16 protein-coding genes are annotated in these 15,517 nt (G+C 68.5%); 6 read left to right on the forward strand and 10 right to left on the reverse strand.

Translation table 11 applies throughout. The features are described 5' to 3' along the window. The 3 genes from ACIGO6_RS14405 (at nt 1) to pknB (ending at nt 5,121) form a co-directional block, all read left to right on the forward strand. The gene (locus ACIGO6_RS14405; protein WP_399875441.1) at nt 1-1,437 is read left to right on the forward strand and encodes an FtsW/RodA/SpoVE family cell cycle protein; all 1,437 of its coding nucleotides are present in this window, start codon (nt 1-3) and stop codon (nt 1,435-1,437) included. Then, entirely contained in the window at nt 1,434-2,906 is a 1,473-nt protein-coding gene (locus tag ACIGO6_RS14410) for a peptidoglycan D,D-transpeptidase FtsI family protein (RefSeq protein ID WP_399875443.1), read from the forward strand. The genes ACIGO6_RS14405 and ACIGO6_RS14410 overlap by 4 nt, the downstream gene beginning before the upstream one ends. 190 nt (nt 2,907-3,096) lie before the next feature. After that, on the forward strand, nt 3,097-5,121 hold the full coding sequence (pknB, locus tag ACIGO6_RS14415) for a Stk1 family PASTA domain-containing Ser/Thr kinase (protein WP_399875445.1): 2,025 nt from the start codon (nt 3,097-3,099) through the stop codon (nt 5,119-5,121). 66 nt (nt 5,122-5,187) lie between these two features. On the opposite strand, the gene ACIGO6_RS14420 is transcribed toward pknB, so the two are convergent. Then, entirely contained in the window at nt 5,188-5,727 is a 540-nt protein-coding gene (locus tag ACIGO6_RS14420) for a hypothetical protein (protein ID WP_399875447.1), read from the reverse strand. Between the two features lie 54 nt (nt 5,728-5,781). On the opposite strand from ACIGO6_RS14420, the gene ACIGO6_RS14425 reads away from it, so the two are divergent. After that, a complete protein-coding gene (locus tag ACIGO6_RS14425; protein WP_399875449.1) occupies nt 5,782-6,828 on the forward strand; it encodes a restriction endonuclease in 1,047 nt (348 codons plus the stop codon). Nucleotides 6,829-6,849: 21 nt separating this feature from the next. Here ACIGO6_RS14425 and ACIGO6_RS14430 read toward each other — a convergent pair whose 3' ends face one another. The 5 genes from ACIGO6_RS14430 to ACIGO6_RS14450 all read right to left on the reverse strand — a co-directional run bounded on the left by ACIGO6_RS14430 (nt 6,850) and on the right by ACIGO6_RS14450 (nt 10,334). Then, nucleotides 6,850-7,623, reverse strand: coding sequence for a class E sortase (locus ACIGO6_RS14430; protein WP_399875451.1), 774 nt, complete (start codon nt 7,621-7,623; stop codon nt 6,850-6,852). A 13-nt stretch (nt 7,624-7,636) separates the two neighbouring features. After that, a complete protein-coding gene (locus ACIGO6_RS14435; RefSeq protein ID WP_399875453.1) occupies nt 7,637-8,680 on the reverse strand; it encodes a class E sortase in 1,044 nt (347 codons plus the stop codon). Further along, a complete protein-coding gene (locus tag ACIGO6_RS14440; RefSeq protein ID WP_399875455.1) occupies nt 8,677-9,315 on the reverse strand; it encodes an aminodeoxychorismate/anthranilate synthase component II in 639 nt (212 codons plus the stop codon). Before ACIGO6_RS14440 ends, ACIGO6_RS14435 begins: the two co-directional genes overlap by 4 nt. Further along, complete coding sequence (locus ACIGO6_RS14445; protein ID WP_043382636.1) at nt 9,312-9,473, reverse strand: hypothetical protein; 162 nt, start codon at nt 9,471-9,473, stop codon at nt 9,312-9,314. Before ACIGO6_RS14445 ends, ACIGO6_RS14440 begins: the two co-directional genes overlap by 4 nt. Nucleotides 9,474-9,554: 81 nt before the next feature. Next, nucleotides 9,555-10,334 carry a DUF881 domain-containing protein gene (locus tag ACIGO6_RS14450; RefSeq protein ID WP_399875457.1) on the reverse strand — a complete coding sequence of 260 codons (780 nt, stop codon included), beginning with the start codon at nt 10,332-10,334 and terminating at the stop codon, nt 9,555-9,557. 121 nt (nt 10,335-10,455) lie between these two features. Here ACIGO6_RS14450 and crgA point away from each other — a divergent pair, with 121 nt between their 5' ends. Beyond that, nucleotides 10,456-10,710, forward strand: coding sequence for a cell division protein CrgA (gene crgA, locus ACIGO6_RS14455; protein WP_399875459.1), 255 nt, complete (start codon nt 10,456-10,458; stop codon nt 10,708-10,710). A 253-nt stretch (nt 10,711-10,963) separates the two neighbouring features. Here the strand turns inward: crgA and ACIGO6_RS14460 are convergent, their stop codons facing one another. Beyond that, nucleotides 10,964-11,851, reverse strand: a complete 888-nt coding sequence (locus ACIGO6_RS14460; RefSeq protein ID WP_399875461.1) for a rhomboid family intramembrane serine protease — start codon at nt 11,849-11,851, stop codon at nt 10,964-10,966. A 116-nt stretch (nt 11,852-11,967) separates the two neighbouring features. Then, nucleotides 11,968-12,501, reverse strand: coding sequence for a peptidylprolyl isomerase (locus tag ACIGO6_RS14465; RefSeq protein ID WP_399875463.1), 534 nt, complete (start codon nt 12,499-12,501; stop codon nt 11,968-11,970). Nucleotides 12,502-12,874: 373 nt separating this feature from the next. Between ACIGO6_RS14465 and ACIGO6_RS14470 the strand changes: the two genes are divergently transcribed. Next, entirely contained in the window at nt 12,875-13,573 is a 699-nt protein-coding gene (locus tag ACIGO6_RS14470; RefSeq protein ID WP_399875464.1) for a DUF5324 family protein, read from the forward strand. Between the two features lie 111 nt (nt 13,574-13,684). Here ACIGO6_RS14470 and ACIGO6_RS14475 read toward each other — a convergent pair whose 3' ends face one another. Together ACIGO6_RS14475 and ACIGO6_RS14480 are read right to left on the reverse strand one after the other, a co-directional pair. After that, nucleotides 13,685-14,461, reverse strand: coding sequence for an isoprenyl transferase (locus ACIGO6_RS14475; RefSeq protein WP_373904747.1), 777 nt, complete (start codon nt 14,459-14,461; stop codon nt 13,685-13,687). Between the two features lie 2 nt (nt 14,462-14,463). Then, on the reverse strand, nt 14,464-14,901 hold the full coding sequence (locus tag ACIGO6_RS14480) for a hypothetical protein (protein ID WP_399875466.1): 438 nt from the start codon (nt 14,899-14,901) through the stop codon (nt 14,464-14,466). Nucleotides 14,902-15,517 lie beyond the last annotated feature (616 nt).

The following is a 15,517-nucleotide window of genomic DNA, read 5'->3' on the forward strand; positions in this document are numbered from 1 at the left end:
ATGAGCAGTTCTACCAACTCGCCGACGCACCACACGTCCACGATCGGCGCCATCGGCGCCCCGAGCCGGCGCAACACCGAGCTGGCTCTGCTCGTGTTCGCCGTCCTCATCCCGGTCTTCGCCTACGCCAACGTGGGCCTGGCCATCAACGACGAGGTGCCCGCCGGCCTGCTGAGCTACGGCCTCGGCCTCGGCCTCCTGGCCGGCGTCGGCCACCTCGTCGTGCGCAAGTTCGCCCCGTACGCCGACCCGCTGCTGCTGCCCCTGGCCACCCTGCTCAACGGACTCGGACTCGTCGCCATCTGGCGCCTCGACCAGTCCGAACTCCTCCAGAGCATCAAGCAGGCCGGCACCGCCGCACCCCGCCAGCTGATGTACACCGCGATGGGCATCGCGCTGTTCGTCGCCGTGATGATCTTCCTCAAGGACCACCGCGTCCTGCAGCGCTACACCTACATCTCCATGGTCGGCGCGCTGTTCCTGCTGCTGCTCCCCCTGGTGCCGGGCCTCGGCAAGAACATCTACGGCGCCAAGATCTGGATCCAGGTCGGCTCCTTCTCCATCCAGCCCGGTGAATTCGCCAAGATCGTCCTGGCGATCTTCTTCGCCGGCTACCTCATGGTGAAACGCGACGCGCTCGCCCTCGCCAGCCGCCGCTTCATGGGCCTCTACCTGCCCCGCGGCCGCGACCTCGGCCCCATCCTGGTCGTCTGGATGGTCTCGATCCTCATCCTCGTCTTCGAGACCGACCTCGGCACCTCACTGCTCTTCTTCGGCATGTTCGTGATCATGCTGTACGTCGCCACCGAGCGGACCAGCTGGATCGTCTTCGGTCTGCTGATGTCCGCCGTCGGCGCCGTCGGCGTGGCCAGCTTCGAACCCCACATCCAGCAGCGCGTCGACGCCTGGCTCGACCCGATGAAGGAGTTCACGCTCTCCCGGGCCAACCAGGTCGGCCACTCCGAGCAGGCCATGCAGGCCCTGTGGGCCTTCGGCTCCGGCGGCACCCTCGGCACCGGCTGGGGCCAGGGCCACTCCGAACTGATCCGCTTCGCCGCCAACTCCGACTTCATCCTCGCCACCTTCGGCGAGGAACTCGGCCTCGCCGGCCTCATGGCACTGCTCCTGCTCTACGCCCTGATCGTCGAGCGCGGCGTGCGCACCGCCCTCGCCGCCCGCGACCCCTTCGGCAAGCTCCTCGCCATCGGCCTCTCCGGCGCCTTCGCCCTCCAGGTCTTCGTCGTCGCCGGCGGTGTCATGGGCCTCATCCCGCTCACCGGCATGACGATGCCCTTCCTGGCCTACGGAGGCTCCTCCGTCATCGCCAACTGGGCACTGATCGGCATCCTGCTGCGCATCAGCGACACGGCACGCAGGCCCGCACCCGCGGCGCCCGCCAACCCCGACGCCGAGATGACCCAGGTGGTCCGCACGTGAACAAGCCGCTGCGCCGCATCGCGATCTTCTGCGGCCTCCTCGTCCTCACCCTGCTCATCCGCGACAACTGGCTCCAGTACGTCCAGGCCGACGAGCTCAAGGAGGACGAGCACAACCGCCGCGTCGCCATCGAGCGGTACGCCAGCCCCCGCGGCGACATCATCGTCGACGGCAAGGCCATCACCGGCCACGCCACCACCGAGGGCGACTTCAAGTACAAGCGCACCTACAGGGACGGCGCCATGTGGGCGCCCGTCACCGGCTACGTCTCCCAGGCCTACGGCGCCACCCAGCTCGAGGCCATCGACGACGGCATCCTCACCGGCAACGACGACCGGCTCTTCTTCCGCAACACCCTCGACATGATCACCGGCAGGAAGCGCGAGGGCGGCAACGTCGTCACCACCCTCAACAGCGCCGCCCAGAAGGCCGCCTACGACGGCCTGAAGAAGCAGGGCGCCAAGGGCGCCGTCGTCGCGCTCGAACCCTCCACCGGCAAGATCCTCTCGATGGCCTCGTACCCCTCGTACGACCCCACGACGATCGCCGGGAGCAACGACGCGGCCGGCGAGGCCTGGAACAAGCTCCAGAAGAAGAACAACCCCGACGATCCGATGCTCAACCGCGCCCTGCGCGAGGTCTACCCGCCCGGCTCCACCTTCAAGGTGCTCACCGCGGCGGCGGCCCTGGAGAACGGCAAGTACACCTCGGCCGACGAGGAGACCGACTCCCCGCTGCCCTGGACCATGCCGGGCACCACGACCCCGCTGAACAACGAGGGCGACCTCCCCTGCGAGAACGCCACCCTCCGCGAGGCACTGCGCGTCTCCTGCAACACCGTCTTCGGCAAGATCGGCTCCGACCTCGGCAACGAGAAGATGCTGGAGCAGGCCAAGAAGTTCGGCTTCACCGAGGAGCAGTTCGTCCCCGTCCGCTCCAGCGCCTCCGTCTTCTCCGACGACATGGCGCCCTCCGAGGTCGCACTCTCCTCCATCGGCCAGTTCAACACCGCCGCGACCCCGCTCCAGATGGCCATGGTCACCTCGGCCATCGCCAACAACGGCACCCTGATGAAGCCGTACATGGTCGACGAACTCCAGGCCCCCAACCTCGACACCATCGAGAAGACAGACCCCGAGGAGATGAGCAAGCCGCTCTCCGCGGACAACGCCCAGATCCTCCAGGACATGATGGAGACCGTCGTCGAGGACGGCACCGGAACCAACGCACAGATCGACGGCGTCACCGTAGGCGGCAAGACCGGCACCGCACAGCACGGCGTGGACAACAAGGAGAACCCCTACGCCTGGTTCATCTCCTACGCCAAGGGCGAGGACGGCAGCTCGCCCGTCGCCGTGGCCGTGGTGATCGAGGACGAGAACGCCGTCCGTGACGACATCTCCGGCGGCGGCCTCGCGGCGCCGATCGCGAAGAACGTGATGGAGGCCGTTCTGGAGAGCAAGAAGTGACCAAGGCTTGAACAGGACGTGACTCCGGTCACGTCCCCTTCACATAGGCGCACGTTGCGATACCGGTCCTGTATCGGGTATCGGGCTTGGCCAGGTCACCCGGAGTGAGCCGGGTACGGTAGGCCGGACGGCAGCCTCCGACCGTACAAGCATGCCGGTCGGGACCGACGGAGAGGGCTGGTAGGTAACCATGGAAGAGCCGCGTCGCCTCGGCGGCCGGTACGAGCTGGGCCAGGTGCTCGGCCGTGGTGGCATGGCGGAGGTCTACCTCGCGCACGACACCCGGCTCGGCCGCACCGTGGCAGTGAAGACACTGCGCGCAGACCTCGCGCGCGACCCTTCCTTCCAGGCCCGGTTCCGCCGGGAGGCCCAGTCGGCCGCCTCGCTCAACCATCCCGCGATCGTGGCGGTCTACGACACGGGCGAGGACTACATCGACAACGTGTCGATCCCGTACATCGTCATGGAGTACGTCGACGGCTCCACACTCCGTGAGCTGCTCCACTCCGGCCGCAAGCTGCTGCCGGAGCGGACGCTGGAGATGACCATCGGCATCCTCCAGGCGCTGGAGTACTCCCACCGGGCCGGCATCGTCCACCGCGACATCAAGCCGGCCAACGTGATGCTCACGCGCAACGGCCAGGTCAAGGTCATGGACTTCGGCATCGCCCGCGCCATGGGCGACTCCGGCATGACGATGACGCAGACCGCCGCCGTCATCGGCACTGCCCAGTACCTCTCCCCGGAGCAGGCCAAGGGCGAGCAGGTCGACGCCCGCTCCGACCTGTACTCCACCGGCTGCCTGCTCTACGAGCTCCTGACCGTGCGCCCGCCCTTCGTCGGCGACTCCCCGGTCGCGGTCGCCTACCAGCACGTACGCGAGGAACCGCAGGCGCCGAGCGTCTTCGACCCCGAGATCACGCCCGAGATGGACGCGATCGTGCTGAAGGCGCTGGTCAAGGACCCCGACTACCGCTACCAGTCGGCCGACGAGATGCGGGCCGACATCGAGGCCTGCCTCGACGGCCAGCCCGTCGCCGCCACCGCCGCGATGGGCGCCATGGCCGCCGGCGGCTACGGCGCCTACCCCGACGACCAGCCGACCACCGCCCTGCGCTCCGACGCGGGCGCGGGCGCCACGACCATGCTGCCGCCCATGAACCCGGACGACGGCGGCTACGGCTACGACAACCGCGCCGACCGCCGCCGCCAGCAGCCCCGCAAGTCGAACACCTCCACGATCTTCCTGGTCCTCGCGGGCATCCTCGTCCTCGTCGGCGCGATCCTCATCGGCAAGTACGCGTTCAGCGGCGACGGGGGACCGGGCAACGACACGGTCGCGGTACCCAACCTGGTCGGCCAGACGCAGGACGACGCCGAGAAACTGCTCACCAATTCCGACCTGGAACTGGGAACGGTCCAGCAAAAGCCCTGCGAGGACCAGAAGAAGGGCACCATCTGCGACCAGGACCCCAAGCAGGGCACCGAGGTCGACAAGAACTCCACCGTCAACCTCGTCGTCTCCACCGGCGCGCCCAAGGTCGCCGTGCCGAACGTCATCGACAAGAACATCGACGAGGCCACCAAGCAGCTCGAGGACAAGGGCTTCGACGTAGAGACCAAGCAGACCGAGTCGTCCCAGGACGAGGGGACGGTCCTCAGCCAGAACCCCGACCCGGGCAAGGAGCTGGAGAAGGGCTCGACGGTGACCCTGGAGGTCGCCAAGGCCGAGGAGAAGGCCACGGTGCCCGATGTCGTCGGCCGCACCTGCGACGAGGCCAAGGCCCAGGTGGAGAGCGGCGGCGACCTCGTGGCCGTCTGCACGGAGCAGCCCACGAACGACCCGAACCAGGTCGACAAGGTCATCTCCACCACACCGCAGTCGGGCCAGCAGGTCGACAAGGGCTCGAAGGTGACGATCGTCATCGGCAAGGCCGTCCAGAAGACCGCGGTGCCGGGGATTGCGATCGGCACCCCGCTGGCGCAGGCCCAGCAGACCCTGCAGCAGGCCGGATTCACCAACATCAAGGTCTCCGGTGACGGGAGCGGCAACGCCGTGGTGGTGTCGCAGAACCCGCCGGCCGGCACCGAGGTCGACGACCCGGCCGCCACGGAAATCACCCTCACCGTCGTGGGTGGCGGCGGCGGCAACGGCGGCAACGGCGGTAACGGCGGCGGCATCATCGGCGGCCTGAACGGCCGCGACAACGACTGACCCCGCCGCACCCCAGCAGGACGAGAGCCCCGGCCCCTCAACGGAGGGACCGGGGCTCTCCCCTTTTCATCTGTCTCGCCTCGTTCTCACAGCAGTCACCACCGCGGCAGCGAGGCACAGCACGCCGACCGCCGCCAGCAGGGCGAAGAACACAATGGCCGGGTTGACCCAGGCGGGAACAAGGTCGAAGTCCTCGTTGCACTTGCTGTGCAGCGGGAACCAACGGCTGAACTCTTCCCAGTGCGCTGCCCGATAGACGTCGTCGTAACGGACCCCGTGGCCGTGGACACAGGCCTCCTCGACGTCCAGGCCACCGGAGAAGATCCCGGTCAGGTAGGCGAACGCGAATCCGCCGACACCGGTCGACACGCAGGCCACGCCCAGCGACAGCCAGGTACGGGCCTTTGCCCACCTGCGCTCACGGACGGCCCGGAAGCCGCTCAGGCCTCCGACGACCATGCCGAGGCACAGGGCCCCGACCACGGCGGCCACGATGACGCCGACGGGGCCGAGAAGGAGCGTCAGGGCGAGGCCCATCACGGCCAGTCCGCCCAGGTGGGCGAGCCGCTCGGGCCGGAAGAGCCGCCCCGTCGAACGTGTCTTCATATGTCATGACTCGTTAACTCTGGTTGACCACAACACCCCAGGGGAGGAATGACAATGATCAACGAGACGGCACTGCTGGAATCACCGACCCTACGCAGCAGCGTTCTCGAACGCACCGACGTACTCGACCGCGTGAAGGCCCTGTCCCTGCTGCCGGACGGCATGCACGTGACGACCGCGATGGTGGCGACGTACTTCGGCGTCACCACTGAAGCCATCCGTCAGCTCAAGGCAAGGCACCGTGAGGAGCTGTCGAGCAATGGAATGCTGACACTCCAAGGCCCTGAGCTGGCACAATTCAAGCGTGACATCTTGTCACGCTATCCGGGAGGTTATCCACAGCCCCGGTCAAGCCTCACTCTCTATTCGCGTCGCTCCGTCCTCAACGTCGCCATGCTGCTCCGTGACAGCGAAGTCGCACGCCAGGTGCGTGTCTACCTCCTGGACATGGAGTACCTGGCACGCACACAGCCTGTGGAAAACCCGGTGCCGACAGCCACCTCCGCCCTCGACGCCCGCATCGACCAGCGGATCACCCACATCCTCGGCAGGACCGTCGTACCGATGTTCAACGCCCTGATCGAAACGTCGAGCGACCATCAACGAGAGCTCATCGCCCTCCGCACAGGCGTCCAGCGCATCGAAAAGCGGCTCCGGCAGCATCACGCCCGGCTGCAACGGCTGGAAAGCCCGCGAGAGGACCGTCCTCTCGCCGGCGTCATGGCCTCCATGGACGCCATGAACGGCCGCGAGTTCGAGGAGCACGTGGCCGCCCTGCTCCGTCGCGACGGTTGCACCAACGTCCTCGTGCGCGGTGGCAGCAGGGACCGAGGCATCGACATCACCGCGCTCACCCCCGACGGGCGAACGCTCGTCGTCCAGTGCAAGAGGTTCGCGCCTCACCTCCACATCACCAGCCCCGACGTCCAGAAGTTCATCGGGGCGGCCAGAGTCCTGCACAGCTCCGAGGTCGCCCTGTTCGTGGCGACCTGCCCCTTCACACGCGACGCCCAGAACATCGCCGCGGAGAGTGGCATCACCGCCGTACACCGTGGGCTTCTGGAGGAATGGAGCGCCGGTGCACCACTGAACGTCTTGTAGCGACCTGAACGAACAGGCTTCTCAGCGCAACTCCGCCGGTGGTGTCCGGTCGCCGTTCACCTTCTCCGTGCGGACCAGCTCGCCCCACACCACGTACCGGTACCGGCTCGTGTACACCGGCGTGCACGTGGTCAGGGTGATGTAGTGGCCGGGCTTCTTCTTGCCGGACTCCTTGGGGACCGGGTCGAGGACCTTGACGTTGTACTTCGAGGTCTCGGGGAGGACGGCGTAGGTCTTGTAGACGTACCAGGTGTCCTTCGTCTCGAAGACGATCGAGTCACCCTTCTCGATCTTGTGAATGTTGTGGAACTTGGCGCCGTGGCCGTCCCGGTGCGCCGCCAGGGAGAAGTTGCCCTCCTTGCCGGAGGTCGGCAGCGCCGACTCGACCGGGTCCGTGTAGTAGCCGGCCACGCCGTCGTTGAGGACCTTCATCGACGTGCCCTTCTCCACCAGGATGTCGCCGTCGCCCATCGCCGGTACGTGCAGGAACCCGATGCCCGCCTTGGTGTCCAGCGCCCCCGGCCCCTCCGGACCGACCCGGTCCTGGGCCCAGTTGTCACGGACCTTGTCGGCCTGCTTGTCCGCCGCCCGGTCGGCGATCACGTTCGTCCACCACAGGGAGTAGACGACGAAAAGGCCCAGCACCAGGCCCGCGGTGATGAGGAGCTCACCGAAGACGCTGACGGTCAGCGCGACGATGCGCCCGGCGCCCCGCCCACGCCGGCGTGGCGCGGGCCCCGATGGGCCGTCCTCGCCGGCATGCTCCTCGTACTCCGTGTCGGTGGTCGCTGCCACTGGTCTTCCGCCCTTAACTGACGAGCGCATCCGGCTTGCCCTTGCTGCGCGGCCGTTCCTCGACCATCTTGCCCCAGACGATCATCCGGTACTTGCTCGTGAACTCCGGCGTGCACGTGGTGAGGGTGATGTAACGGCCGGGTTCCTTGAAACCGGACTGCTTCGGCACCGGGTCCAGGACACTGACGTTGCTCGGCGACGTCACCGGCAGAATCGAAGCCATCTTGTACACGAAGTACTTGTCCTGCGTCTCCACGACGATCGGATCGCCCGGCGACAGCTTGTTGATGTACCGGAACGGCTCGCCGTGCGTGTTGCGGTGCCCCGCCAGCCCGAAGTTGCCCGTCTTCGCGTCCGGCATCGCCGTCTTCAGCGCGCCCTCCGCATAGTGCCCGACCATGCCCCGGTCCAGCACCCTCTTGCTGTCGATGCCCTCGGCGATCGGCACCACGACGTCCAGCTTGGGAATGTGCAGCAGCGCGAAGCCCTGCCCCGGCTCGAAGCTCCCCGGATTGCGCTTGCCGCTCGCCCAGTCGTCCTGGAGACTGCTCGCCGCCTTGTCCGCCTGCGCCTGCGCCCGCACGTTCGTCCACCACAACTGGTACGTGACGAACAGCAGCATCAGCACACCGGTCGTGATGAAGAGCTCACCGATCACCCGGCTCGCGATCACGGCCGCACCCGGCTTGCGCGCACGGGCCTGCCGACGCGCCTCCACGCGCGACAGAGGCGCTTGCGGCGCGTCCGCCGACTCGGACACCGCCGACGGCCCCCGCGAGGCCCCACGGCGCCCGTGACGCCGTTTCGCGGCCTTCCTGCGTGCCGCGCGGCCGCCACCCACGGGAGGAGCAGCCGCCGTTCGCTCCGGCGACGGCTCCGGGACCCGCAGCGCCACCGTCTCGTCGTCCACCACGGGCACGACGGAGTAGTCCTCGGCCGCATAGCCCTCGGCCGCGTAGCCTTCGTACCAGCCGTCCCCGAACGCACCGGGATCCCCGTACGAGGCCCCCTGGTCACCGGCCGCGCCGGATTCGCGCTCGGGGCGCAGCGCGGTCACGCCGTGGCCCTGCCCACCACCGGGGCGAGCCCCGCCGACCTCGCCACCGCGCCCTGGTCGCCGCACTCCACCAGCCAGTTGGCCAGCATCCGGTGCCCGTGCTCGGTCAGCACCGACTCCGGATGGAACTGCACGCCCTCGACGGGAAGCTCACGGTGGCGCAGGCCCATCACGATCCCGTCCTGCGTACGCGCCGTCACCTCCAGCTCCGCCGGAACCGTCGCCGGCTCCGCCGCCAGCGAGTGGTACCGCGTCGCCGTGAACGGGGACGGCAGGCCCGCGAAAACACCCTTGCCCCCGTGCTCGACCGGCGAGGTCTTGCCGTGCAGCAACTCCGGCGCCCGGTCCACCACACCGCCGTACGCCACCTGCATCGACTGCATGCCGAGACAGACACCGAAGACCGGCACCCCGGTCGCCGCGCAGTGCCGGACCATGTCGACGCAGACCCCGGCCTGCTCCGGCGTACCCGGACCCGGCGAGAGCAGCACGCCGTCGAAACCGTCCTGGGCGTGCGCCGTCGACACCTCGTCGTTGCGCAGCACCTCGCACTCGGCACCCAGCTGGTACAGGTACTGGACCAGGTTGAAGACGAAGCTGTCGTAGTTGTCGACGACGAGGATGCGCGCACTCACTGGTTGTCCACCGTCACATCGTTGAAGGGAAGCAGCGGTTCGGCCCACGGGAAGACGTACTGGAAGAGGACGTAGACCACGGCCACCGCCAGCACGAGCGAGAGCAGTGCCTTCACCCACGCGTTCCCCGGCAGATGCCGCCAGATCCAGCCGTACATGCCGTCCCTTCCGTCGCACCACGGCACCAGACACACGCCGTACCGCACCAGACTAGCGGCGCACTGCACTCCGGAACGGCCTCACTCCACAGGCCGGGCATAGTGCAGGTCCGCGGTGCCCGCGTAGCCCGGCAGCGTCACGGTCCCCTCGTCCTCGACCTTCCAGCCCAGCCCGTACACGTTGACGTACACCATGTAGTTCTGGATCGCCGGCGCCTCGGCCAGCGCCTTCTTCAGCCGCTCCGGATCACCGACCGCCTGGATCTTGTACGGCGGTGAGTAGACGCGGCCCTGAAGGATCAGCGTGTTGCCCACACAGCGCACCGCACTCGTCGAGATCAACCGCTGGTCCATGACCTTGATGCCCTCGGCACCGCCCTGCCACAGCGCGTTCACCACCGCCTGCAGATCCTGCTGGTGGATCACCAGGTAGTCGGGCTGCGGCTCCGGATATCCGGGAAGCTTGGCGGTGGCGTCCGGCGGGGCGTCGTCGAGCGTGACCGATATCGCCTCGCCCTTCAGCTCCTGCGTGCCCGCCTTCTCCTCCAGGGCGGCGAGCTTCTCCTCCTCCGCCTTCGTACTCCCGCCGTCCCCCTCGGCGAACGATTCGACGTCCTCCCGCAGCGCCGCGTTGGACTCCTCGAGCGCACCGTTTTCCCGGCTGCGCTCATGGATGAGATCGGACAACTTGAGCAAAGAGGTGTCCGTGCGGATATTGGTGCCCTTGGCGGTATTGAAGCTCGTGAAGAAAATGAGCCCCGCGAGAGCGAAGACGGCCGCCGTGAGCACCCGCACGGGCCGGAAACGGCTCCTGCGGACAGGGCTGGATCCCGTCCCGGGGGAGTCGGCAGAATTGCTCAACGTACCCTTATCTCCTTCGGCGCCACGGAAGCACTACGCTAACGGACGCCCGGGGGAGCGCTCAGAGTCCCCGACCCCGTTCCCTGCGCGGCCACGCAGCGCATCGACAGGAGAGACCCTCGTGCCGAAGTCACGTATCCGCAAGAAGGCCGATTACACGCCGCCGCCCTCGAAGCAGGCGACCAGCATCAAGCTGACCAGCCGCAGCTGGGTGGCGCCGGTGATGCTGGCCATGTTCGTCATCGGCCTCGCCTGGATCGTCGTCTTCTACGTCACCGACGGTTCACTTCCCGTCGACTCGCTGGGCAACTGGAACATCGTGGTGGGCTTCGGTTTCATCGCCGCCGGATTCGGTGTCTCCACGCAGTGGAAGTAGCCCGGCAGTAGCTCTTCAGTACCTCTGCCCAGGGGTATCCACGGAGTTATCCACAGGCGTTGTCCACATGGGGAAAAGAAAGACGATCTGTGGATAACCCGCTGGGCATTGACGCCGGTGCGACGGAAGTACCGGCAACCGAAAACAGGTTCGCCCTCTGCCTGACCTGCGGAAACACAGGTCAGTGACAGGGGGCACACCTGTTCCCGCACACTGTGCACAAGATCCACCACTGGCTGTGGACAACGCGCGCTCAGGTGAGCTGTGCGGTCCTCAGCAGGGTCAGTCCGACGACGGCCACGAGGACCAGCGCACAGGTGCCGTACTGCACGAGCGCCCGCCGCTCGCGCGGGGCGTGGAGCATGGCGTAGCCGATCGCGGCGCCGGCGACGAGGCCGCCGATGTGGGCCTGCCAGGCGATGTTGGCCCAGGTGAAGGTGAAGACCAGGTTGATCGCCAGCAGGACGATGACCGGTCGCATGTCGGCGTTGAGGCGGCGGACGAGGGCTGCGGTCGCGCCGAAGAGGCCGAAGACGGCGCCGGAGGCGCCGAGGGTGGCCGTGGTGGGTGAGGCGAGCAGGTAGGTGAGGGCGCTGCCGGCCAGGCCGGAGACGAGGTAGAGCGTGAGGTAGCGGGCTCGGCCGAGGGCTGCTTCCAGGGGGCCGCCGAGGAACCAGAGGCTGAGCATGTTGAAGCCGATGTGCCAGATTTCCTCGTGGGTGAACATCGTGGTGACCAGGCGGTACCACTCGCCCTCCGCGACGCCTTCGGTCGGGACGAAGGGGGCGGGGGGCCAGCGCCCGATCAGCACCATGTCGCCGAGGAAGGATGCCGACAGGGTGTGGACGGCGATGAACACCGCCGCGTTGATTCCGATGAGGATCTTGGTGAGGAGGTGGGGGTCGGCGGCGATGGTGCCGCCGGCGAGGGTGCGGGGGCGGGAGGCGGCCGGCGCCGGTCCGCCGCCGGTGCGGCCGCCGGCGCAGTCGGGGCAGTGGAAGCCGACGGATGCGTTGACCATGCAGTCGGTGCAGATGGGGCGTTCGCAGCGGGTGCAGCGGATGCCGGTCTCGCGGTCCGGGTGCCGATAGCAGCCGGGCAGGCTCTGGGCGTCCTGCGAGCTGCCTGCCGCATGGTCCATGGCTTCCCCTCGGTCGTCCTGTGGGCGGTGCGGGTGGGCGGTGTGGGCCCATGCGCCGCCCCGCCCATCTTTACGGATGAGCGGGGCGTTTGGTTCCTGCCCGGGGCGCGGGGGGTTCAGCCCTGGCGGGTTTCGACGACGACGGACTCGATGACGACGTCGTTGACCGGGCGGTCGGTGCGGGGGTTGGTCTGTGTGGCGGCGATGGTGTCGACGACCTTCTGGGCGGCCGGGTCGGTGATCTCGCCGAAGATGGTGCGTTTGTTGTTCAGCCAGGTCGTCGGGGAGACGGTGATGAAGAACTGGGAGCCGTTGGTGTCGGGGCCGGCGTTGGCCATGGCCAGCAGGTAGGGCTTGTCGAAGGCGAGGTCGGGGTGGAACTCGTCCTCGAACTGGTAGCCGGGGCCGCCGGTGCCGTTGCCCAGGGGGTCGCCGCCCTGGATCATGAAGCCGCTGATCACCCGGTGGAAGACCGTGCCGTCGTAGAGCCTGCTCGTGGACTTCTCGCCGGTGGCGGGGTCGGTCCACTCGCGTCGGCCCTGGGCGAGCTCGACGAAGTTCTTGACCGTCTTGGGGGCGTGGTTCGGCAGGAGTCGGATCTCGATGTCGCCTTGGCTGGTCTTCAGGGTGGCGTAGAGCTGCTCGGCCACGGTGCGCCTTCCGTCGTCCTGTGGTGCGTTTCGATCCTCGCACGGGCGGGGTTGGGGGCGTTGTTCACCGGCTCGTTCGTGCTCCGATGCGGTTGAGTCGCTTGCGGATTTCCGGCCGAGTACTCCCGGGTCGCGCGCGCGGCGCGCCGATCCGTGGCATTGTCGTCGACAGGCTCCCGTTGCCCGGTATTCATCCGTTATTGAGGTTGATCGACTGTTGTTCGCAACTTCGTCACCACTTGTCCCAGAGGGCCCGGCGGCATCGTCTGTGACCCGGATGCCCGCCCTCACATGCCCGGCGGGGCGTCCGCAGGCATGATCCGTAAAAGGGTGGAAAGTCGAATTACCGTACGCCACCGAGGAGGAGGAACCCGTGACCCGCATCGACAGCGTGCGCGCCGCGACCGGTTCGGCGAAGGACAGCGTGCTGCACGCCGCGGAAGTGGTGGCGCCCTACGCCGACTCGGCCAAGGACAGGGCCGCTCACTACGCACAGGAGGCGCGCGTGCGGCTGGCGCCGAGGGTGTCGCAGGCCGCGTGCCAGGCTCGTCACCAGTACGGCGCGCATGTCGCGCCGCGGCTGGAGCAGGCCCGGACGCATGTGCCGCCGAGGATGGACGCGGCCGCTCACGAGGCTGCCGTTCGTACGCGTCTGGCCGCCCGGCAGGCGGCGGAGTACTCCCGGCCGAGGATCGAGCAGGCGGTGGCTGCGGCTGGACCCGTCAGGGACGAGGCTGCCGCGCGGGGTGCCGCCGCGTTGGCCGCGTTGCGGGGTCAGGTCACGGCCAAGGAGATTCAGAAGCTGACGCGTCGGCATCGGCGCCGGGCCAGGGCCGGGCGTATCGCCAAGGCTCTGGCGGTGGCGGGTGTGGTGGCCGGTGGGGCTTTCGCCGCTTGGAAGTGGTGGGACAAGCAGGCCAACCCGGACTGGCTGGTGGAGCCGCCCGAGGCGACGGAGGTTTCCGAGTCGGGGCGGCTGACGTCGGTGGACGGCACCGGTGAGGCGTTGCTGGATCCGGAGGTGCAGGCGAAGCAGGCGCGGGACGAGGCGGAGGGCGACGAGCCCCGCTGATCTTCGCCGGGTGGGCTTCGTGTCGTCGCGGGGCGGGAGGCTTCAGGGTCTCCCGTCCCGCGGCGGTGTTTCCCGTGAAGGTGATGTTTCACGTGAAACGGTGGTTGTTGTTCAGCGTCCGTAGCGGCGTTCGCGCAGGGAGTAGGAGCGCAGGGCGCGCAGGAAGTCGATCTCGCGGAAGTCCGGCCAGTAGGTCTCGCAGAAGTGGACCTCGGCGTAGGCGGACTGCCAGAGGAGGAATCCGGAGAGTCGCTGTTCGCCGGAGGTGCGGATGATGAGGTCGGACTCGGAGCGCGTCTTGGAGTAGAGGTGCTTGGAGATGTGCTCCATGGTGAAGGTTTCGATGAACTCGTCGATGTCTCCGCCCTGGGAGCTGTGCTCGGTCAGGGCCGACCGTACGGCGTCGACGATTTCCCTTCGGCCGCCGTAGCCGACGGCGACGTCGACCTTGGTTCCGCCCTTGCGGTCCTGGGTGGCGGCGGTGGCGGTCTTGAGGCGGCTCGCGGATTCGGCGGGCAGCAGGTCCAGGGCGCCGACGGCTTCGACGGGCCAGGGGTTGCCCGGGGCGGCGAGCTGTTCCACGACCTCGGCGATGATGTCGATGAGGGGGTTCAACTGCTCTTCGGGGCGGTGGAGGTTGTCGTCGGAGAGCATGAACAGGGTGACGTGCTCGATCTGCGCGGAGTCGCACCAGCGCAGGAAGTCCAGGACCTTGGCGCCGCCGGCTCGGTAGCCCTCTCGGGGGTCGTCGATGCCGGACATCTTGGCCCAGCGGCGGTTGCCGTCCAGCATGATGCCGATGTGCTGGGGGCGTGGGCGTCCCTCCAACTCCCTGACCAGGCGCTTCATATAGAGCGCGTCGAGAGCGGCCCGTACCTTCGCCCGCATGGTTACCCCTTCCACCTCGTCGGCAGCGTCCGGAGGGCTCCGACGGCGATGAGCCACGTGGCACCGCCCCGCAGGGGTGTGGCGCTGGTGCCCTGTGGGGTGACGATATCAAGAGCAGACAGCGCCGCCGGGGTGCTCGGCGGGGGCCTGTGCGACGGCTCAGGCCACCACGGTGAGTCGGCGGGTGGTGTCGTGGGCCGGTGGGGGGAGGGTGGGAGGGTGTCGAAGAGGTGTTCCACGGCCGCGGGGGTCAGGCCGGTGGTGGCGCAGGCCCTGGGGGATGTCGTGGTGGCCGCCGGGTGGAGGGCGAGGGCGCGGGTGGCTTCCCGGGTGCCGGCGGGCAGGCGGGTGCAGGAGAGGGCCAGGACGGAGGTCGGGTCGCGGTCGGCCGTGCGCAGGAACGCGGTGCGGTCCACGGTCGTGCGCAGGCGCGCTGTCACGTCCGGCACGGCCCATGAGGGGCGGTCGCGCAGGCGGGTCGCGTCGATGCGTACGGCGAGCGGGTGGTGGTCGCACAGGGCGATCGTCCGGGTCAGGGACGCGCCGGTGGAGGCGTCGCCCGCGACGCGGTGGAACAGGGTCTCCGCGTCTGCGGGTGTCAGCGCGCCCAGGGGCAGTGAGCGGGCGCCGTCCGGTGCGGTCGGTTTGCGGCGGGTGGTGTTCAGGGTGAGGGTGTCGCCCGTGCCGGGCAGGAGGGGGGCGACCTGGGCGACCTGGGCGGCGTCGGCCGCGTTGTCGAGGTAGCAGCAGGGCGCGGCGGCCTGCGAGGCGGGAGCGCCAGTGGGTGCTGCGTGCGGCCGGGCCGGTGGGGAGGGCGTCGGGTGCGGTGCCGTCGGCGCCCAGCAGGGCGCCCCGTGCCTCTTCGGGGGTGAGCGGTGCGTGGTCCGGGCTGAAGCCGTGCAGGTCGATGTAGTACTGGCCGTCCGGGTGGTCGGCGGTGCGGGGGTGGGCGAAGTGGATGGCGAGGGCCGTCCTGCCGATGCCGCCCATGCCGTCGATCGCGACCGTGAGGGGAGCGCCGTGCGGCTGTCTGTCGACGGTCCGCTGCAACCAGCC

It is taken from the genome of Streptomyces sp. NPDC053750 (assembly GCF_044544295.1).
Classification (GTDB): domain Bacteria; phylum Actinomycetota; class Actinomycetes; order Streptomycetales; family Streptomycetaceae; genus Streptomyces.

What these genes read in the sequence shown, in the direction of transcription:
- ACIGO6_RS14405 (WP_399875441.1), top strand. Translation starts at nt 1, where the DNA reads ATGAGCAGTTCTACCAACTCGCCGACGCACCACACGTCCACGATCGGC.
- pknB (WP_399875445.1), top strand. Translation starts at nt 3,097, where the DNA reads ATGGAAGAGCCGCGTCGCCTCGGCGGCCGGTACGAGCTGGGCCAGGTG.
- ACIGO6_RS14420 (WP_399875447.1), bottom strand. Translation starts at nt 5,727, where the DNA reads ATGAAGACACGTTCGACGGGGCGGCTCTTCCGGCCCGAGCGGCTCGCC.
- ACIGO6_RS14425 (WP_399875449.1), top strand. Translation starts at nt 5,782, where the DNA reads ATGATCAACGAGACGGCACTGCTGGAATCACCGACCCTACGCAGCAGC.
- ACIGO6_RS14445 (WP_043382636.1), bottom strand. Translation starts at nt 9,473, where the DNA reads ATGTACGGCTGGATCTGGCGGCATCTGCCGGGGAACGCGTGGGTGAAG.
- ACIGO6_RS14460 (WP_399875461.1), bottom strand. Translation starts at nt 11,851, where the DNA reads ATGGACCATGCGGCAGGCAGCTCGCAGGACGCCCAGAGCCTGCCCGGC.
- ACIGO6_RS14475 (WP_373904747.1), bottom strand. Translation starts at nt 14,461, where the DNA reads ATGCGGGCGAAGGTACGGGCCGCTCTCGACGCGCTCTATATGAAGCGC.